General features: G+C 58.5%; 16 protein-coding genes. 6 read left to right on the top strand and 10 right to left on the bottom strand.

Annotated features, from left to right (window positions below):
* Positions 1-113 precede the first annotated feature (113 nt).
* Together speB and panB are read left to right on the top strand one after the other, a co-directional pair.
* A complete protein-coding gene (speB, locus tag JMF94_RS11870) occupies positions 114-1001 on the top strand; it encodes an agmatinase (protein WP_192112600.1) in 888 nt (295 codons plus the stop codon).
* Positions 998-1831 carry a 3-methyl-2-oxobutanoate hydroxymethyltransferase gene (gene panB, locus JMF94_RS11865; protein WP_240825315.1) on the top strand — a complete coding sequence of 278 codons (834 nt, stop codon included), beginning with the start codon at positions 998-1000 and terminating at the stop codon, positions 1829-1831. The genes speB and panB overlap by 4 nt, the downstream gene beginning before the upstream one ends.
* Before the next feature lie 74 nt (positions 1832-1905).
* Here panB and JMF94_RS11860 read toward each other — a convergent pair whose 3' ends face one another.
* Positions 1906-5145: a DEAD/DEAH box helicase gene (locus tag JMF94_RS11860; protein ID WP_240825314.1), complete on the bottom strand. Its 3240-nt coding sequence runs from the start codon at positions 5143-5145 to the stop codon at positions 1906-1908.
* Positions 5146-5156: 11 nt separating this feature from the next.
* A complete protein-coding gene (locus JMF94_RS11855) occupies positions 5157-5849 on the bottom strand; it encodes an acyltransferase (RefSeq protein ID WP_240825313.1) in 693 nt (230 codons plus the stop codon).
* A gap of 251 nt (positions 5850-6100) precedes the next feature.
* Here JMF94_RS11855 and JMF94_RS11850 point away from each other — a divergent pair, with 251 nt between their 5' ends.
* Together JMF94_RS11850 and JMF94_RS11845 are read left to right on the top strand one after the other, a co-directional pair.
* Positions 6101-6352: a FeoA family protein gene (locus JMF94_RS11850; protein WP_240825312.1), complete on the top strand. Its 252-nt coding sequence runs from the start codon at positions 6101-6103 to the stop codon at positions 6350-6352.
* A gap of 193 nt (positions 6353-6545) precedes the next feature.
* Positions 6546-7349 (top strand): hypothetical protein, encoded by an 804-nt coding sequence (locus JMF94_RS11845; RefSeq protein WP_240825311.1) that lies wholly within the window; start codon positions 6546-6548, stop codon positions 7347-7349.
* Positions 7350-7843: 494 nt separating this feature from the next.
* Here the strand turns inward: JMF94_RS11845 and JMF94_RS11840 are convergent, their stop codons facing one another.
* Together JMF94_RS11840 and feoB are read right to left on the bottom strand one after the other, a co-directional pair.
* On the bottom strand, positions 7844-9025 hold the full coding sequence (locus JMF94_RS11840) for a diguanylate cyclase (RefSeq protein WP_240825310.1): 1182 nt from the start codon (positions 9023-9025) through the stop codon (positions 7844-7846).
* Positions 9022-11334: a ferrous iron transport protein B gene (gene feoB, locus JMF94_RS11835; protein WP_240825309.1), complete on the bottom strand. Its 2313-nt coding sequence runs from the start codon at positions 11332-11334 to the stop codon at positions 9022-9024. Before feoB ends, JMF94_RS11840 begins: the two co-directional genes overlap by 4 nt.
* A gap of 164 nt (positions 11335-11498) precedes the next feature.
* Between feoB and JMF94_RS11830 the strand changes: the two genes are divergently transcribed.
* Together JMF94_RS11830 and fabF are read left to right on the top strand one after the other, a co-directional pair.
* On the top strand, positions 11499-11927 hold the full coding sequence (locus JMF94_RS11830) for a MarR family winged helix-turn-helix transcriptional regulator (protein WP_240825307.1): 429 nt from the start codon (positions 11499-11501) through the stop codon (positions 11925-11927).
* An 85-nt stretch (positions 11928-12012) separates the two neighbouring features.
* On the top strand, positions 12013-13245 hold the full coding sequence (fabF, locus tag JMF94_RS11825; RefSeq protein ID WP_240825305.1) for a beta-ketoacyl-ACP synthase II: 1233 nt from the start codon (positions 12013-12015) through the stop codon (positions 13243-13245).
* 65 nt (positions 13246-13310) lie between these two features.
* Here the strand turns inward: fabF and JMF94_RS11820 are convergent, their stop codons facing one another.
* From JMF94_RS11820 to JMF94_RS11795, 6 genes are all read right to left on the bottom strand, one after another.
* On the bottom strand, positions 13311-14219 hold the full coding sequence (locus tag JMF94_RS11820; protein ID WP_240825303.1) for an adenine nucleotide alpha hydrolase family protein: 909 nt from the start codon (positions 14217-14219) through the stop codon (positions 13311-13313).
* A 93-nt stretch (positions 14220-14312) separates the two neighbouring features.
* Complete coding sequence (locus JMF94_RS11815; protein WP_240825301.1) at positions 14313-15551, bottom strand: glycosyltransferase; 1239 nt, start codon at positions 15549-15551, stop codon at positions 14313-14315.
* On the bottom strand, positions 15551-16501 hold the full coding sequence (locus JMF94_RS11810; RefSeq protein ID WP_192112614.1) for an aminotransferase class IV: 951 nt from the start codon (positions 16499-16501) through the stop codon (positions 15551-15553). Before JMF94_RS11810 ends, JMF94_RS11815 begins: the two co-directional genes overlap by 1 nt.
* Before the next feature lie 61 nt (positions 16502-16562).
* Positions 16563-17609: an aspartate-semialdehyde dehydrogenase gene (locus JMF94_RS11805; RefSeq protein WP_192112615.1), complete on the bottom strand. Its 1047-nt coding sequence runs from the start codon at positions 17607-17609 to the stop codon at positions 16563-16565.
* A 224-nt stretch (positions 17610-17833) separates the two neighbouring features.
* Entirely contained in the window at positions 17834-19198 is a 1365-nt protein-coding gene (asnS, locus tag JMF94_RS11800; RefSeq protein ID WP_240825299.1) for an asparagine--tRNA ligase, read from the bottom strand.
* A 105-nt stretch (positions 19199-19303) separates the two neighbouring features.
* Positions 19304-19747, bottom strand: coding sequence for a DMT family transporter (locus JMF94_RS11795; protein ID WP_192112617.1), 444 nt, complete (start codon positions 19745-19747; stop codon positions 19304-19306).
* Positions 19748-19859: the final 112 nt, after the last annotated feature.

Below are 19859 nucleotides of genomic sequence, written 5' to 3'. Positions count from 1 at the left end.
GCCATTGCAGCTTGGAAAGTACCTTCCTTTCTTTTGCTGACAGTCTCCTCCAACCGAAACGGCCTGCCTCCCCAAGCGGGCCGTTTTTTTATGTCAAATCACGGCAGGATCACATGCAAGACAAGTTTCTGGCTTCTGAATATCCCCAGTCTGCGCCGGAGCAGGCAGGGTTTCACATTATCCCCGTTCCTCTGGAGCAGAGCGTTTCTTATGGCGGCGGCACGGTCAAAGGCCCGCAAGCCCTGCTTGCCGCATCCCACCAGCTTGAAGCCTGGGAATGCGGATTCGCACCTGGCGAGTCAGGTTTTTTTACCGCTCAGGCCGTGGACTGCGCTGGCCCCATAACCGACACGCTTGACCGCATAGAGGCCGCTGTGGCCCATGCCATTGCCTGCGAGGCAGTGCCTGTGGTGCTGGGCGGTGAACATACCGTGACGCTCGGGGCCTTGCGTGCGCTGGCCCGGCAGGCGGAAAAAACGGGCGAACCCTTTGGGGTTGTGCAGTTTGACGCCCACGCTGACCTGCGGCCCCAGTATGAGGGCAGCCCCTTTTCACACGCCAGCGTCATGTACCGTGCCGTGGCCGACCTCGGCCTGCCGCTCACGCAGTTTGCCGTGCGCGATTTCTGCCGGGAAGAAGCCGAGATCCGCAAGAAGTTCAACGTCACCCATTACGATGCCTACTTCCTCGCCCGCGTGGGCCTGCCGGAGCTGCCCCTGCCCGAGGATTTCCCCAAAAATATTTACATCACCTTCGATGTGGACGGGCTTGATTCGTCCATCATGCCAGCAACAGGAACGCCCTCGCCCGGCGGCATCAACTGGCGCGAGGCCCAGTACATGCTGGAACGCTGCGTGGCGGGCCGCCGCGTGGTGGGGCTGGACGTGGTGGAACTGGCCCCCATTGAGGGCCTGCACCATGCGGACTTTACGGCTGCCAAACTTACCCACCTCATCATGGGGCTGGCCCACGATGCCAATCAGAAGGAGGCTCAGTCATGAAGAATACCATAGTTACCTTCCGCGAGGCCAAAGGGCAGGAAAAGCTCGTCATGCTGACGGCTTATGATTACAGCACCGCACGGGTCATGGACATGGCCGGGGTGGATGCCCTGCTTGTGGGCGATTCGCTGGGTATGGTCATGCTGGGCTATCCCGACACGCTTTCCGTCACGGTGGACGACATGGTGCGCCACTGCTCCGCCGTGGCGCGCGGTGCGCAAAAAGCCCTTGTGGTCTGCGACATGCCCTTTATGAGCTACCACGTTTCTGTGGAAGATACCGTGCGTAATGCCGGGCGGCTCATGACTGAAGGCCGTGCCCAGGCGGTCAAGCTTGAAGGCGGCGCGGAATTTGCCGCAGAAGTGCGGGCGCTGACGCGGGCTTCCATTCCCGTCATGGGGCATCTTGGCCTCACGCCGCAATCGGTGAACGCTTTTGGCGGGTTCAAGGTACAGGGCAAAAGCATGGCTGCAGCCCAGAAACTGCTGGACGATGCCCGCGCCCTGCAAGAAGCCGGGGCTTTCGCCCTGGTGCTGGAATGCGTGCCCGCGCCACTGGCCGAGCGCGTGACCCAGGCCCTGTCCATCCCGGTTATTGGCATCGGCGCTGGCGCTGGCTGCGATGGGCAGGTTCTTGTGTGGCAGGATATGACGGGCATGACCCTGAGCCACCTGCCGCGCTTCGTCAAACGCTTTGGCGAAGTGGGCGCAAGCCTGCGCTCGGCGGTGGAGGCCTATGCGCGTGAAGTGCGCGCGGGCGCGTTCCCCGGTGAGGATCACGTCTACCCCCTGCCGGAAGGTATGGAAAAGACACTGAAAAAATTGAAGTAACTCTGTCTTTCCACAGAGATCTGAAAGCAAGACGCCCGCGATCACGGGCGTCTTGCTTTTTCCGGCTGGTAGTTTCAGCGCCGGTGAAAATCCACAGGAACACGCACGCGGGAGCCTGCCTTGTTGCTGAACAGCAAAAAGCCCTGCTCCAGACCGTGCAGATAGAGGCGGCGGGTGATGTCCACATCCTTGCGGCAATACGTGGCGATATCTTCCAGCCTTCCCTCCTTCCACCATTGCAGGGCTTGCAGACCGTCGGCGCTCTTGGGTTCGCCCAGGGTGGCCTGCCCCAGATTGTCCAGTGGAAGGCGGTAGTTCAGGCGTTCGTACACGCGCTGTAAAAGGTCAAGGCTGGGCAGGGTGCGCAGATCAAAGGGCGCAAAGGGCGAGAGCACGGCGTAGTCAAAGCGCAGGCTGTTGAAGCCGACCACAAGGTCGCTCGCGTGCAGGCGCTCGAACAATGCGGGCAGCTCCTCCTGCTGGTAGGAGAAATAGTCGTCCGCCTTGCTGTCGTAGGCCACGGCAACGCTCACGCCCATGCGGTCGGCCCTGTTCCAGCCGCCCACCTCGGCGGCGGAACGCCGGGTTTCCACGTCAAAGACCACAAAATTTTTTGGCGGCGGCACGGGAATGTGCGTCAACAGGCCTGCGGCGTCAAAGGTCTTTGTCCCTTGAGCGTCCGGCGCGCTGCTGGCCTCCCTCTGAGGCGTGGGGGCGCTGCCGCTGGAGCCGGACTGTGCAAGACCATTAGCGCCGAACAGGCTGTTCTGGTTGTCCGGCGCGGAGTGCTTTTTGCTCATGGATTCTTCCTCCATTGCAGTGTGCGCGGCTTCGGGCTGGCTGCCTTCATTGATGAAATCCAGGGCCGAAACCGCAGGCCGGGGCGCTGCCGCCAGGGCAGAGGCTGCGTCCAGAGATTCCATATCCAGCCTCTCTGGGGCGGGGCTGATGCGCAGATCGCGGCACAGGGCCTCGCCTTCCGAGCCGGGGGCCAGCATTTCGCGCAGCAGTTCCAGCGCGCCGATTTTGCTGATGGGCCTGTTGCCGGAGCCGCACTTGGGCGAATGCACGCAGGAGGGGCAGCCGTCCTCGCAGGGGCAGGCGGCAACAGCCTTGAAGGTCGCTTCCAGCAGGCCCCGCGCATCGGGAAAGGCTTGACGCGTCAGGCCCGCCCCACCCGGGAGGCCGTCATAAATGAACACTCCCGACAGCCCGGTCTGGGCATGCAGCGGGGTGGAAATGCCGCCAAAGTCGTTGCGGTCGGCCATGATGAGTAGGGGCAGCAGGCCGATGGCAGCATGCTCAAGGGCGTGGATGGAGCCCATGTAGTGCAGAAAACGTTCTTCCAGCGAGGCACGGATGCTGTCTGGTATGATGTACCACAGGCCCTCGGTTTCAAAAACCTGCGGCGGCGCGGCAAGTGGCGTGATGGTGAGCAGGCGGTTGCCCGAGGTGGAGCGCTTTTCATAGCCGGTCACGGTGTCGGTGATGCGCAGGCGGCCACGGCAGACAAGCACGCGGCCCAGGGATACACGCTCGACTTCTTCAAGGATATCCGTGCTTTTTTGGCCGCGCGTGCGCGTAAACCATGAGACCTTGGCGGCCTTGGCCACAATGCGGGCGCGGGCCGGGTCCATCTCTTCAATCACATAGCTGCGGCCCCGGTGCAGGTAAACAGCGCCGGGGTGCGTCTCCTGCCATGCGCGAAAGCCATCCACCGAGCCGATGATCTGGCCGTCCTGATCTTCAATGCTGAAGGTCTGGCCTGTGCCGCGCAAATCCACATGCCGCTGGGGCCGCTTGCGGGCGGCCAGCAGTTGGGTGCCGTCCGCCGATTGCAGCAATAGTCCCTTGGCGTTGAGCGCGCGGGCGGCGGCGCGGGCAGCAGGGCTTGCCAGCATGGCTTCACCGGGGGTGAGGGGCATTTCTGCCGCCGCACACTCCAAATGACGGGTCAAAATGACCTCGTTGTCCGGGTTGACCACGGCTTTTTCCGCAGGGCGGCTGAAAAAATCTTCGGGATTGCGGGCAAAATACTGATCCAGCGCATCCTCGCCCGCCACCACGATAACGGCGGATTCCTGTTGGGCGCGGCCTACGCGCCCGCCGCGTTGCAGGGTGGCCATGACCGTGCCGGGGTAGCCCACAAGGATGCACACGTCCAGCCCGCCAATGTCTATGCCCAGTTCCAGCGCGCTGGTGCTGACCACGGCCAGCAACTCGCCCGAGGCCATGCGGGCCTCGATGCCGCGTCTTTCCTCTGGTAGAAAGCCCGCGCGATAGGCGGAGATTCGTTCGGAAAAAGTCCCTGATTGTCCGGCCCACAGGCTGATGAGTTCTGTCATGCGCCGCGAGCGGCAGTAGACTATGGTGCGCAGGTTGCGGGCCAGCGCCGCCTTGAGCAGATCAATGGCGGCTGTGGCGGGGCTTTGCTCCGGATTGAGAAAAACAAAGTGCCGTGGCCCCTGCGGCGCGCCGGACTGGTCAATAACCACTGGCGCATCCGCTCTGCGGGCGGCAGGAGCGGAGGACGGGGCCTGCGCCGGAGAATCCAGGCCTGTGGCAAGGGCAGGCGCGGCGGGAGCCTCCGTGCCGGTCAGCGCAGCCGCCAGCTCGCCGGGATTGCCCACGGTGGCCGTGCACAGCACATAGACGGGCCGCGCGCCGTAGCGTCCGGCAATGCGGTTGAGCCGCCGGAACACCTGGGCCATGTGCGCCCCGAACACGCCCCGGTAGGTGTGGGCTTCGTCCACAACCACATGGCTCAGGCCAGCCAGAAATTCCGCCCACTGTTCGTGGTGGGGCAGAATGCCGAGGTGCAGCATCTCCGGATTGCTGATAAGTACCGTGGGCGGATTGCGCCGGATTTTGCGGCGAAAATGGTCGGTGGTGTCGCCGTCATACAGGGCGGCTGTGGGACGGGCCTCCTTGGGCCAGCCTTCCACCAGGGCGTTGAACGCGCCAAGCTGATCCTGCGCCAGAGCCTTGAGGGGGAAGAGATACAGGGCGCGGGCGTCACGGTCGCGCAGGTAGCGGTCGAGCACAGGCAGGTTGTAGATAAGGCTTTTGCCGCTGGCCGTGGGCGTGGCCGCAACAATGGAATGCCCGGCGCGGATGTGGTCTGTGGCAAGCGCCTGATGGCTGTAAAGCTCGTGGATGCCGCGCTGCTCCAGGGCACGGCTGATGGCAGCGGGCCAGGGCAGGCGCGTGGGCGCGTGGCATGGCTCCACTGGCGGAAAGAGCTTGTGGCACGTGACCTGCGCACCCAGCTTTTCCGACGCCAGCAGCGCCGTAATATATTCCCCCACCGACACCGTGCAGCGACCTATTCCGCAGTGACGGGCGGCTGCGCGCTTTCGCCGGGCTTAAGGCAGCACAGCACGCGGGCGGGCGAGCCAGCGGCAAGGCAGAAGGGCGGCACGTCGCGCGTGACCACGCTGCCAGCGCCGATGATGGCACCCTCGCCAATGGTTACGCCCTTGAGGATAAGGCAGTTCATGCCAATCCACACGTAGTCGCCAATGGTTACCGGGCGGTCGCCTTCCATGCCGGGTTCTGTGGCGCGGGCTTCCGGTGGCCAGTGGGCGTGAAAGTCGGAATCCACCACAATACAGTTGGGGCCTACCATGACCTGACGCCCAAGGCGTATGACCTTGGAGCGCGCGGTGATGGACGTGCCGCTCAACTGGCAGCCGGGGCCGATTTCAATGCTGGCTCCGGGGCCAAAGGTGCGCAGACGCACGGGATGGGCCAGCGCGGCCGCCGTGGCCCGCCGCCAGGAAGAAATGAGGCTTGCACCAGCGCCAATGCTCATGCGGCTGCCCGGCCAGCGCAACAAGCCCACAGGCCCGTGTGCCGACACGCCAGCGCCCACCTCCACGCCCAATGCAAAGGCTTTGAGCCGCAGGCGCAGGGTTCCCCAGAACGCGCCGTTTACGCGCATGATCTGCAAACACAAATAGCTTATGACGTTGGAGGGGGTGAGGCCCCGTTCCAGAACTTTTTTCAGGATGCTCATGGCTTGTCCGTTGTTGACGTGTGCCGGAAAGGGCGTGGAGGCAAGCGGCCCTCCCGCTGTAAGGCATCATGCCAGAGTCGGGCCATATGGTCGAGTGGGGCGCTGGAGCGTTCAGCGCCGAATTGGGGTGTGGCGCGTTCACCGCGATTGGGGAGGCCTATTTTCTTGACGGCAGGGGGAATGATCGATAAATTGAAATTGAATGTTATTTTTAAATAAGCAGGTTTTTTAAAGGGTCTCCCGGAGGCGCAATGGATTCAGTCATTCCTCTCACGTCCCTCAAGGTGGGCGAGGTGGCGCGTATTGTCAGCATCAATGCCAGGGGCGAGCTTGCGCGGCGCATCCGTGATATGGGGCTGGGTTCGGGCATGCCTGTTTCTGTGGTGGGCTATGCGCCCCTGCGCGACCCATTGGCCTTGCGCTGCGCAGAAGTAACCATTGCCCTGCGCCGCAGGGAGGCCGGGGCCATCATGGTGCAGCCCGCTGCTCAAAAGGGAGCTTAGAGTTTGTATGGTTAGAATTTTATGTTTTATCAATCAAAAAATCTTAAGTCATGACTGATAGAAACGCTTGTCTTTGGCTACGCTGACGAGGAATTCGAAAATAGTCAGTTTTCATTTGGAGTGTAACAGAAGTGGCTTGTAATAATTTAGGAGGTGTGTAATTATTAAATTATAAATATTTTGAGGGGAGAGCATGGAAAATAAATTAATTTTTTCAACTTTTGAATTGTATCTTGATAATGTTGAGCTGACAAAAACGGCAATTGAGTCAACAAATGTGGATTTAGGCATTAAAACCACGACAAGTGTAGACAAGCAGAAATGTATGAAGACTTATGTTGGTCTTCAAAATGAGTATATATTTATGAGTCTTTACGAAGGTCGTTTTCTGCCTTTATCATCGACAGTATTCAATAGAGAGCTTAATTCTGAGCAACCAAATTCTCGCACAGAAGCCGAGGCCGAATGGAATTCTCAATCCTATGGCATCTATAATTTTAAAAGTAAAATTTTATACATATCTAATATAAATAAGAAAAGTTTATTTGAGTCTATAATAAAAGATAGAATTTTAAACAATTCTGATGCAAATGTGATGATTTCAAATATATATAAGGATGTTGAAACGTTTGTAGAAGAAATCTCTAAGGCAGAAAAAATTTTTTTTGCAAGAAAAAAGGAAGACCAAGTGGGATTGTTCTCTGACAATGCCCAATTTGACCCTAAATGGTCTGAGGGGGCAGATTCTTTCACAGTTGAACTGAAGTATAGTAAACTAAAATTATTCAAAAAAAGAGTTAATGATTTTTTCAACCTAGCAAAAAAGAAAGAAATTTCAAATCTTGTTTGTATTGGACGCGGCGATGACAATTTGGAAAAAGTTTTTAAAGTCGATACGTTTATTGAAAAAATAAGCTTGGATGTACAAAAGAATGAACGTGGCCTTTATGAAGATGAATTAGTTTTTTCTGCGTTAGTTAATAAGCTTACATCATGAAAATAAAATATGCACTTTGGCTTATAGTGCTATTTTCACTTGATAGTGATTTTTCTATCCCGTTAATTCGGTCAGATGTTATTGTGTTCGTCTCTATTGTATTTGGTTTTTACGTCTCGACGTTTACATATATTATTTTTTCCCCACTAGCGAGAAAGCTGTATGGGACATCAAATCATGGCGAGCTAACAACTGAATTTCATAAAGTCATAGCAATATACAAAAAATCCATAATTTTAAATATTGTAACAATTATTTTATTGCTTTTCTTTAATCAAATAAATTACATTCTTTTGATTTATTTGCGGTGGTTTTTGACAATAAAAACAATATGCATATTAAATAATGCAATTTATATTGCGCTTGTTGTTTGCAACATGCTGCTTTTTTTGGACATACTCACTGTGAATATAAATTTTTCAATCCTTAATATAAGAAACTCGGACAAATCTAAATAGTTGCTTTAGTGCTGCCTAACGAAGGAGTAGAAAAAATTACTCCTGCCCGTAAACGCAGGTGCGGTTGCGGCCTGCGGCCTTGGCGGCATAGAGGGCGGAATCTGTCTGCCGCACCAGCATCTGGCTTTCTTCCTTCTGCTCCTCCAACGGCCTAAGGCTGCTCACTCCCAGGCTGACAGTCACCAAGTCACCCACGGGCGAGCTGGGGTGGGGCAACTGCTCCCGTTCTACCTCAGCATGCACGCGGGCGGCCACGGCCTGCGCTGTCGCAACATCCGCACCGGGCAGCAGCAGGGCAAACTCCTCCCCGCCATATCGCGCGCAAACATCCGTGGAGCGCGCCGCCCGGCTCATGGCGGCGGCAATGCGGCGCAGGCATTCATCCCCGGCCTGATGCCCCAGGCTGTCATTGTAGCGTTTGAAGGTATCCACATCCAGCATGATAAGCGCCAGCGGCGTGCCGCTTTGCAGGGCATGCAGCCACAGGGAATGCAGCTTGTCGTCAAAGGCGCGGCGGTTGCCCACGCCGGTGAGGCCGTCCACCAGCGACATTTTTTGAAAATGGTCGTGCTCCGAGGCAAGTTTTTGCGAGCGCACGGTGGCGAGCGACAGGTAGGTTCCAAGATTTTCTAGCGCTGCCGATATGTTGTGCAGTTCGGTGATAAAGCTGTGTTTGGGCGGCTGGCTGGCGGAACCTGTGCCCAACTGGTTGAGAAAAACCATGATACTTTGCAGCGGGCGCGCAAGGTGCAGGCGCAGCAGGCCGAACAGCAGTGCCAGCCCCGCGCCCAGCAGCAGAAAGCCCATGAGCAGGCGGTTTTCAAATTCGTGCGCCAGCGTAGCCGTGCGGCGCAGTTGCAGCAGCATGTCGTCAGTTACTGGCTGTGCCGTTGCCAGTTCCGCAATGGCGGCTGAGAGTTCCGCCAGCGCGGCGCTGGTCTCCGGCTCCGCTGGCTTCGCAGTCAGTGAGGGCAAGGCAGCCAGTGCGGCCTCTGCGCCTCGCAGGCGCGCCATGTTGCGGCTGTCGGTCAGTTTGTCGCTCTCGGCCAGGGTCATGAAAAGCCCGTAGGTTCGGGTTCCGGACACGCTGACCTCGCGCGCCATGCTCATAAAATAGAAAAAACTGGCGGTAAAAAGCAGGGCCATCACCGTGAGCCCCAAGGCAATATATGCGCGTATGCCCATGCCATGTGCGCGCCCTGTACGTTTGATCATCATGCGTCCATCCAGAAAAAGCGGTACGTCTGGTACACGCCCACGGCCATGCCAAAGGCCAGCAGCGTGTTGAAGGCAATGCTGAAGGCCACCCACTTCCAGCTTCCCGACTCCTGCCGGATGACAACCAGAGTGACAAAGCAGGGGGCGTAGAGCATGACAAAAACAAGCAGAGCCAGGGCCGTGCCCTGATTCCACGTTGGGTCTGCGCGCAGCAGTTCCGCCAGTGAGGCCGGATCTTCAGGGTCTTGCTCCCCAAGGGCGTATGCCGTGCCCAGTGTGGAAATGATAGCTTCCTTGGCGGCGATGCCGCCGATAAGGGCCACATCGGTGCGCCAGCTGAAACCCGCGTAGGATGTTGCGCCTTCAAGCCATGTGCCAAGGCTCCCGGCAAGGGTGTGGCGCAGGCGTTCGGCATCCAGTTCTTCCTGCACTTTTGCAAGGGCTTCTTCCTGAGTGGCGCGTGCTCCCGCAGGCAGGTCTTCGCGTTCAAGTCCTGCGCTCAGGCGGGCTATTTCGTTTTCAAAGGGCAGGGCCGTTTGCGGATCAAGAGCCGGAAATGTCATGGCCGCCCAGATCAGCATGGACAGCGGCACAAGCACCGTGCCCGCCTTTTTGAGGTACATCCAGGTGCGCTCCCAGCAATGGATGCAGATGCCGCGCACGGTGGGCATGCGGTAGGGCGGCATTTCCATGACCAGAGGAGTCGCTTCGCCGCGCAAGACGGTTCTGCGCAGCAGCAGAGCCACGCAAAAGGCCAGCACCCACGAGAGCATGATGATGGCAAACATCATGTTGGCGGCACTGTGCGGAAAAAATGTGCCCACCAGCAGCAGATATACGGGCAGTTTGGCCCCGCAGGCCATATAGGGCAGGGTGAGCATGGTGGCCAGTTTTTCCTTGGGGCTGCGCATGGTGCGGGTAGCCATGACGCCGGGAATGGCGCAGCCGCCCGCAATGCCGCCGGAGATAATATAGGGCATCACAGAGGCGCCGTGCAGGCCGAAAAACTGGAACACGCGGTCAGCAATATAGGCCATGCGCGCCATGTAGCCGCTGTCTTCCACAATGGCGATGAGCGCAAACATGATAAGCACCAGCGGCACAAAACTGAGCACCCCGCCCACGCCTGCGATCACGCCGTCAACCAGCAGGGAGGAGAGCAGGCCTTCTGGCAGTGTGCCCCGCACAGCGCCAGCCAGCGCGCTGAACGCACCCTCCAGCCAGCCCTGCGGGTAGGAGCCAAGAACAATGGTGATCTGAAACATGGTGTAGAGTACGCCAAGCATGATCAGCGCGCCCCACACCGCATGGGCCAGTACGCGGTCGAGCCTGTCGGAGAGGCTGAGGCGGTGGCGATCGCCGGTTTTGACAACGCAGGCGGCGGCAATCTTGCGTACAAAGGCGCTGTGCCCATCTGCGATCAGGCCTTCGGCATCGTGACCAATGCTGCTCAGTTCGCCCTGCACAAATCGGCAGACCTGGGCCATGTCTGCGGCAAGGTCTGCATCCGCCGCCTGCAAGGCCGCAACGGCTTCCGCATCATTTTGAAGCAGGCTCAGTGCCAGCCAGCGCGGTGCGCAGTGGGCATATGGAAAGGATGTCATACCTTTGCTTGCCGCAATGCGTTTTTCCATGGTTTCCAGTATGGGGTCGAGCAGCGGGCCGTAGCTTATGCGCAGGGCAGGGCCATAACTCTCGCTGGGCGAAGCTGCGGTAATGCCATGCTGCTGGCGGCTGTTTTCTGCATCAAGGGCAACCTGGCGCGCCGCAGAAAGGGCCTCGCGCAGGCCATTGCCAGAGGTGCCGACCGTGGGCACGGCGATGGCTCCCATGCATTCCGACAGTCGCAAAAAATCAATGCTGATGCCAGCTGCCCGCGCCTCGTCCATCATGTTGCAGGCAATGACCACGGGCAGGCCCATCTCGCGCAACTGGGCCGTAAGCAGCAGCCCGCGCTCCAGAATGCCCGCGTCCACAACGTTGATGACCGCCTGCACCGCGCCGCCCAGCAGCACGTTGCGCGCCACCACCTCCTCCTGCGAATAGGCGGAAAGCGAATACGCGCCGGGCAGATCCACAAGTATGATCTCCTGCCCTTCGTGGCGAATGAAGCCTTCTTTCTTTTCAACGGTTACGCCGCTGTAGTTGCCCACATGCTGGTGCGCGCCTGTGAGGGCATTGAAAACTGTGGTCTTGCCGCAGTTGGGATTGCCCGCGATGGCAAGCCGCAGGGAATAGGCCAAGCCGCCGATGAGCGTACGGGCATTGCCGCCACGCGCCCCGACAGTTGCGGAAAGGGATTCCGGCATGCTGTGCGCTCCTGTCATCGCCGCACCGGAACAGCCGGGGTGGCTCAAGTTGAATGGAATTGAAATCTATTTTCAAATTATAGCGAAGTCAAGCGTCGCGCCCAGTATTGACATGCGCCATGCATCGAATAATATATGTATATACATGAAAGTGCGGAGTACCCATGCAACTGCCTTGTCTCTTTCTCCAAATCCGAAAGGCGGATCGGCAACTCAATCAGCTTTACGGCAACTATCTGGCGCGCAAGGGAATGCGTATGACTCAGTATGGTTTGCTGCGGGCTATTGCTGGTCTGGAGGAGCCTTCGATAACGGAGATTGGTCGGGTTTTGGGCATTGACCAGACAACTGTGACCAGAAATGTGGAAAAGCTGGAAAAAATGGGGCTTGTTGCGAGTGCCCCAGGCCCGGCGGATTCACGCAAAAAGATCATGCAGTTGACGACCCTTGGTACAGACCGCCTCAAAGAAGCCCATCCTCATTGGGAAGAGGCGCAGCAGCTTATGATTTCAGAATTGGGGGACGATGATGTCCAGGAGTTGCTGCGACTGTTGCTCAAGGTTTCCCGTATTGCAGAGAAAGACAGCGCCTAGCGCATGCTGCAATTCGTGCGAGTATTTGGGCTTTGTGCATCTATATTCATGTATATACATATAAATTAACAGGCCAGGAGACGCCATGCGTAAAGTAGTTGTAACAGGCTTTGGGGTCATATCTTCTTCAGGAAACGACCCTGAAACCATGTGGAAGAACATCAGTTCCGGAAAATCCGGCATCAGGTATATGGACGACTCTGCGTTTGATGAATCCCCGGTGAGAATCGCCGGAAAGGTGGACGGGTTTTCGGCAGAAACATATTTTTGCGCAAAAGACGCAAAAAAATACGACAAATATATCCAGTTTGCCGTTGCTGCGGCCGTGCAGGCAGTGGAGATGTCCGGGCTTGAAGGTGCTGATTGGGATCCGGAACGTGCCGGGGTTTATGTGGGGTCTGGTATTGGCGGCATAGAAACGATCATGAAAAATCATGAAGCCTTTCTGAACAAGGGCGCACGGCGGGTTTCGCCTTTCATGATTCCCATGATGATCGTCAACATGGCTTCGGGCGTGATCGCCATCAGGACGGGCTTCAAAGGGGCGAACTATGCGCCTGTGTCCGCTTGCGCCACGGCCAACAATGCCATCGGCGAGGCTTTTTTAAGCATTGCGTACGGTCAGGCGGATGTCATGCTGGCAGGCGGGAGTGATGCAGGCATTCAGCCGTTTTTGCTGGCGGGTTTTTCCAGCATGAAGGCTCTTTCAACCCGTAACGATGAGCCGGAACAGGCCAGCCGTCCTTTTGACAGCGGGCGTGACGGCTTTGTTATGGCAGAGGGCGCGGCTGTGCTGCTGCTGGAAGAAGAGGAACATGCGCGCCGCCGTGAGGCGACAATCCTTGGCGAAGTAGTTGGATACGGTGCAACGTGCGATGCCGGGCATATCACGTCGCCAGACTTTCAGGGCGGAGCGCGGGCCATGGAAATCGCCATCAAACAGTCCGGCGTTCCTGTGGCCGAAATTGGCTACATCAATGCTCACGCCACAGGGACAAAGGAAGGCGACCGATCTGAAGCCGCAGCAATCAGGAGCGTTTTTGGCGACAGCCTGGAAACGCTCAAGGTCAGTGCCACCAAGTCCATGACCGGGCATCTGTTTGGGGCGGCTGGCGGCATAGAAGCCATCATTACTCTTGAGGCTCTGCGGCATGGGCTGCTGCCGCCGACAACAAATCTGGATGTACCGGATGCGGAGTGTGATATTCCGCACGTCTGCAACAAGGCCGAGCAGACGTCCACCCGTTACGCGCTCTCCAACTCTTTTGGTTTTGGCGGGCATAACGCTTCGCTCGTCTTTAGGAAATATGAAAGATAGACGGTAGGAAACGCGCAAAACGGCCCGGCAGTCGCCGGGCCGTTTTGCGCAAAGTGATGTGCCTTCTAGCCCTCGTCAAGCAGGGCGGAGCGGATGCGGCACACGCCGCAACGGTCGCCGGAAGATGTGGGGTAGCCGCATTCCGTGCACGGGGCCAGCTCCAGGCCTTCCTCCGCCTCTCGGCGGGCAAAGACGGGCCGCCCGCGCGAAAGAAAACCCTGATAGAAATCCAGCTTGCGGCCCGGCATGGCGGCCTCGAGATTCTGCATCAGCCCCTTGAGCGTGGTGAAGCTCGCGCCGGGGCTGTATGGGCAGGGGGCGTAGTGGTTTTCTATGCCCATAAGAAAGGCGTAGTTGGCCGTTTCAAATTCCGAGAGCCGCCACAAGGGCTTAACCTTGCGCGAAAAGCCGTGTTCGCTCTCCAGCCGTGGCCCCTGATCTGAAAGATAGGAGGTATCCCAGCGCAGGGTGTTGCTGAAAAGACGGGCCACTTCGTCGTCCAGGTTGTGCCCGGTGGCGAGGGCGTCAAAGCCTTCGTCCAGGGCGACCTTGTTGAAGAAATGGCGTTTGATCTTGCCGCAGGCCGAGCAGATGGGGCGGTGCAGCCTTTCCTTGACCAGCGGGATGGACAGGCCTTCTGCGGCCATTTCCTTGACCATCAGCTTGAGGCCGTGCTTGGTGCAGAAGCGTTCAACCACGCCGCGCGCAGCAGCGGAAGAAACCGGGATGTCCAGATCAATGTGCAGACCGGTTACGTTGTAACCCTGGCGGGAAAGCTCGAGCATGAGCGCCAGCGAATCCTTGCCGCCAGAAAGGGCCACCAGTACCCGTTCATCACGGGTGAACAGCTTTTGGCCTTCAATGCCGCGTTCTACCTGGCGGGCAAAAAAATCCTTGTAACAGTCAGGGCAAAAGGCGGCGTTGTGGCTGCGCAGGGCCACCACGGCCTCGGCTTTGCAGATTTTACATTTCATACGGTTCCTGTATGTGTTTGCGGTATTGTCCCACGTTCAGGCGGCATGCTGCTGCCACTGGCGCGGAGCGCGCTGATGATCGCTGGTTGTTTATTACTGTTGCGGGGCTTGCGGCTGCCCGCTTTTTTCGAGCCAGCCAAGCTGGCTGCACCAGCTTTCGTGCCGGGTGCAGGTTGCAAGGGCAAAGGATTCATGGCTCAGGCCGGGGCGCAATGCGTTGCCCGCTTCCACAATACGGCGGCGCTGGGCTGCATCTGTCATGACGTTTATCATGCATTCGGCCAGCGACTGCGGATTGTTTTCTTCAAACATGCAGGCGGCATCGGGGGCGGCGGCAAGCCGCTGCTCGTGCAGGGCGCTCTGTCCGCAGATGACGGGCGTTTGGGACGCCAGCCCAGCCCCGAGTGTTTCCGGCAGTTCGTCCGGCGCGGAGCCGGGCGCTATCCAGGCATGGCAGGTGCGCAGCAGGTGCGGCAGGCTCTGCTCGTTGAGCAGGCACAAGCGCGACTGAACGCCCAGTGATTCCGCCTCGTCCAGTACTTCCTGAAAGCGGGGCCCCCCCCCGGCGGCGCGTACTTCCCATGCGGGCAAATCACGGCGCTGCCAGATGGCGGCCATGGCCCGGATGACAATATGCGCGCCCGAGCGGGGCGTGAGGGCTTCACCCATGCAAAAAACAAAATGCTGGCCCTCTGCTGGCTCTGCGGGCCATTCGGGCGCAGGTTCAAAGCCTTCAATGTTCATGCCCGGCGCTGTCAGCGTGAGCGTATCGTCCGTCAGGGGCAGCGCGCGGTTTTTGGGGCCGCGCCAGGGCGTTTCGCCCTCGGTGATGCCGCTGGCTTTGGCGATGCGGTCGCGTACATAGGTGGAGCCGCAGAGTATTTTGTGGGCTGCCAGCATTCCCTTGCCAAAGCAGACTTCCGGGCGCGGCGCGCGCAGCAGAAATGCATGGCTCAAAAGGGTGGAGGACGGGGGACGCATGGTCAGCACCCGGCGGCCAAAGGGCATGCCGCTTTCGCCAAAGGTCTGCACCAGCAGGTGCTTGTGCTTACGCTGCCAGAGCCACAGGCGCATGAAATCCATTGGCCCGCCTGCCGTGAGTATGGGCAGGTTCAGCGCGGCGGCGCGGCGGTGCAGTCGTGAATTTTTCTGACACAGCAGCATGGGGGCCAGCCTGCCGCCGTCACGCATGGCGCAGGCCAAGGCCAGCGCGTGGTCTTCTTCCAGCCGGGCAAGGCGCATGGGTGCGCCCTGTTCTGTCCAGTGGCGCTGCTCTTCAGGTGAGGCGGGTCCGTCAGTGGTCTGTTGCAGGGCAATAAGCAGAACACGCATCAGAGGGGTGCGCCTTTTTTCAGCATATAGTCCAAAAGAACATCCTTGAGCCACAGGGCCACAGGGCCGGGCTTGCCAGCATGCGCGCCGTGCCCCACGGGCTTGCCGTCAAAATGGGTGATGCCCACGCAAAGGGTGGAGCTGGTGAACAACAGCATTTCACTGGCGCTGTCTATGGCTGCGCGGGGAATGGGCATCTGCACGACAGGCATGCGTTCTGCGGCGACTTCCATGGCGGCCAGCAGGGTGGTGCCCGGCAGAATACGTCTGATTTCAGGGCAGAGCAGGCGGCCCTGCGCGTCCACAAGGCCCACGTTGGCCACGGCCGCCTCGCCCATGATGCCGTTCTCGTCAAAGGTTACGGCCACGTCCATGCCCTTCTGGCGGGCTTCCATGGCCATGAACACATTGGGCAGATAGTTGGTATTCTTGATGCGGGCCAGATATTCCTGCTTGGGCGGGATGGCGCTGGCAAAGGCTGTGAGGCCTTTTTCATAGAAGGCCGCCGTGGGCAGGGCCTTTTTGAGGGCCACAATGTACAGGCCAGCCTGAGGGCATTCGGCGGGTGAAATGCCGAATCCGCCGGGGCCTCGGCTCAGAAAAACGCGTAAGTCGCCATTGTCCACGCCTGCGGCAAGGGCCACATCAAGTATGTGTTGGCGCAGGGCTTCCCATGTGCAGGGCGGGGTGATGGAAAGGGCCGCAGCGCCGTCCACCAGACGGGCCAGATGCGCGTCCAGCCCGAAAATTGTGCGCTGGCGAAAACTGATGCTTTCAAAAAGGCCGTCGCCGCGATGGCAGATATGGTCATCAAGGGGCAGCAGCAGAAGACGTGGGTCAGTGCAGATATGCCCCACCCGGTGGTCATAAAAAGCGAGAACCTGCTCCGACCCTGGCCGGGGCGCGGAAAGCAGGGCCTTGAGATATGTTTCAGCGTCTACAGCTTGCACCGCAAAGGCCTCCAAAGCGCATGGGCGCGTGGGTCTGCGAAACCCGCGCGCCCGCAGGCAATTACTTCAGGAACACGTTTTTGTCGGTCACGCGCAGCAGGTCGCGTTTGATCAGTTCTTCACCAATCTGCACGGCGTTGAGGGCTGCGCCCTTGCGCACGTTATCGGCCACAATCCAGAGGTTCAGGCCATTTTCAATGGTTTCGTCCTCGCGGATGCGGCCCACGTAGGTTTCATCCTCGCCCACGCAGTAGGAGGGCATGGGGTACATGAGTTCGCGGGGATTATCGACCACGCGCACGCCGGGAGCCTGCGAAAGCATGACGCGGGCATCCTTGGCTGTGAGTTTCTTTTCGGTTTCAATGTTCACTGATTCGGCGTGGCAGTAGAACACCGGCACGCGTACACAGGTGGCCGTAACCTTGACCGAAGGATCTTCAAATATTTTGACGGTTTCATGAACCATCTTCATTTCTTCCTTGGTGTAGTCGTTATCAAGGAAGACATCGATATGCGGCAGTGCGTTGAAGGCAATGCGGTAGGGATAGGTATTGCATTCCGGGTCGCGTCCGTTGAAAAGGTCGCGCACCTGGCGTTCCAGTTCTTCAATACCCTTCTGCCCGGTACCGGAAACCGCCTGATAGGTGGAAACCACAACGCGCTTGATTTTGACGGCGTCGTGCAGGGGTTTGAGCACCACCAGCATCTGGATGGTGGAGCAGTTGGGGTTGGCAATGATGCCGTTGTGCCCCTCAAGGGCGTGGGCGTTGACTTCCGGCACCACCAGGGGGCAGCGGTCGTCCATGCGCCATGCAGCGGAATTGTCCACCACCACGCAGCCAGCCTTGGCCGCATGCGGGGCAAATTTTTGCGAAGTGCTGCCGCCGGCGGAAAAAATGGCCAAATCAATGCCCTCAAAGACATCTTCTTTAAGCTCTTGCACGGTCAGCTCTTTGTCGCCATACGGCACCTTGGTGCCCGCAGAACGGGCGGACGCAAAGGCGCGTATTTCAGTGGCGGGAAAGTCCCTTTCGTGCAGGGTCTTGAGCATTTCACGGCCTACGGCGCCTGTGGCGCCTACAACGGCTACAGTCAGCTTCTTGCTCATGGTATTTCGCTCTCCTTGGGCGATGGGCGGTGGCTCGATGCCTCCAAAAAGGTGAGCGCGTACTATACGCGGCAAAAAGGCAAATGTGAAGGGCATGACGGCCCCGCTACGGCGCTGTCTCGGGCTTTTTTGCGCTTTTTGCGGTTGGCGGTACTGGAGGGTTAAAAAAGCCAGCCCGCTGCTATCGCAACAGGCTGGCTGAAAGGGATGCAGCCGAAATCGCTCTAAAATTCCAGATTGCCCGGTGTACGCGGGAAGGCAATGACGTCGCGGATGTTGGTGATGCCGGTCAGCATCATAAGCAAACGCTCAAAGCCAAGGCCAAACCCGGCATGGGGCGCTGTGCCGAAACGGCGCAGATCCATGTACCACCAGTAATCTTCCGGATTCTGGCCGAGTTCCTTGATGCGGGCGGTCAGGCGGTCAAGGCGCTCCTCGCGCTGCGAACCGCCGATGAGTTCACCGATACGCGGTACCAGCATGTCCATGGCGGCAACGGTCTTGCCGTCTTCGTTTTGGCGCATATAGAAGGCTTTGATTTCCTTGGGGTAATCATACACAGCCACAGGCTTTTTAAAATGCTCTTCAGCCAGGTAGCGTTCGTGTTCGGTTTGAAGGTCCGTGCCAAATGAAACAGGGAAGGCAAATTCCTTGCCGCATTTTTGCAAAATTTCCACGGCTTCCGTGTACGAAACGCGGGCAAAGGGCGCAGCCACCATGCCCTTGAGGCGTTCAATAAGGCCCTTGTCCACAAAGCTGTCAAAGAGCTTGAGGTCGGATTCGCAGTGGGCGAGGGCGTGTTCGATCACGTGCCGGGTAAGGCTTTCGCCCAGTTCCATGAGGTCTTGCAGGTCGGCAAAGGCCATTTCCGGCTCGATCATCCAGAACTCGGCGGCGTGGCGCGGCGTGTTGGAATTTTCGGCGCGGAAGGTGGGGCCGAAAGTGTACACGCGCCCAAGGCCCATGGCGAGGGCCTCGGCCTCAAGCTGGCCGGAAACAGTCAGATTGCACTGGCGGCCAAAAAAGTCGGCGGCTACATCCTTGTCGCCGGGTTCAAGACTGGTGACGCGGAACATTTCGCCCGCACCCTCGCAATCCGCTCCAGTGAGCACCGGCGTATGCACCCATGAAAAACGGCGGCTCTGGAAAAACTGATGCACAGCCTGACCCGCTTCGGAACGGATGCGAAAGGCAGCGCCGTACTTGTTGGTGCGGGAGCGCAGGTGCGCAATTGTGCGCAAAAATTCGTCAGAATGGCGTTTTTTCTGCAAAGGGAAAGTTTCGGGATCCGCCAGACCGAAAACAGTAACGCACTGCGCCCTGATTTCCCACAGCTGCCCCTTGCCGGGCGAGGCCACAAGTTCGCCCGTAACGCTGATGGCGGCACCCGTGGCGGCCTGATCAAGTTGCTCGTGGGCGGCGGTGCCCGCGTCAACAATGCACTGCATGTTGCCGAGGCAGGAGCCGTCGTTGACCTCCACAAAGGAAAATTCCTTGGCGTCGCGGCGGGTGCGGATCCAGCCGCAAATGGTGATGGAGGCTTGAGACGCGGTCGCTGCCAGGGCGTCTATGATAAGGGTTCGTTGCATGGCATGTTCCTTGTGATGCGGCAATTTGCAGATACTGTAGCCCTTAGTGCGGCACAGCTCAAGATGGCGCGCGCAGTGAAAGCCCCGTGCTGGGTTCTGCTTGCGTTAAAATACCCGCACGAGCCATGCGCCCGCAAAAAGCAGGGCAATGCCCGCTAGGCGTAGTGGTGAAACGGGGTGTTCTGGAAAGCCCACAAGGGCATAATGGTCAAGCAGCACAGAGGCCACCAGCTGGCCCGACAACATGACGGCGGTCATGGTGGCAGCGCCCAGCCGGGGCGCAAGAAAGATGGTGCAACTTACAAAAATTGCGCCAAGCACGCCTCCTGTCCACATCCACCACGGAACAGCGGAAAGCTGAGAAATGGAAGGCCATGTATGGCGTGCCGCCAGGCTGTATACCCACAGCGCCAGCGTACCCACGGCAAATGAAACAAGTGCGGCTTGCATGGGTTCGCCCAGAAAGCGCCGCAACAAGGTGTTTATTCCCGCCTGCACCGGGAGGCAGCAACCGGCGCCAAATGCCAGCAGTAAAAGAATGTGCTTCATAAAAAAATCCTTTGATCGGTGTCATTACCCCGATGGGCTTGAGTGCGGCAATATGGCGGCAGGCAAGGCAAACCGGGGCAGGGCGCGGACTATATACATCTTTGCCAGTTTG

Origin of the sequence: Desulfovibrio sp. UIB00, from assembly GCF_022508225.1 — a bacterium.
Classification (GTDB): domain Bacteria; phylum Desulfobacterota; class Desulfovibrionia; order Desulfovibrionales; family Desulfovibrionaceae; genus Desulfovibrio.
This window is presented reverse-complemented; position numbering and strand designations above follow the sequence as displayed.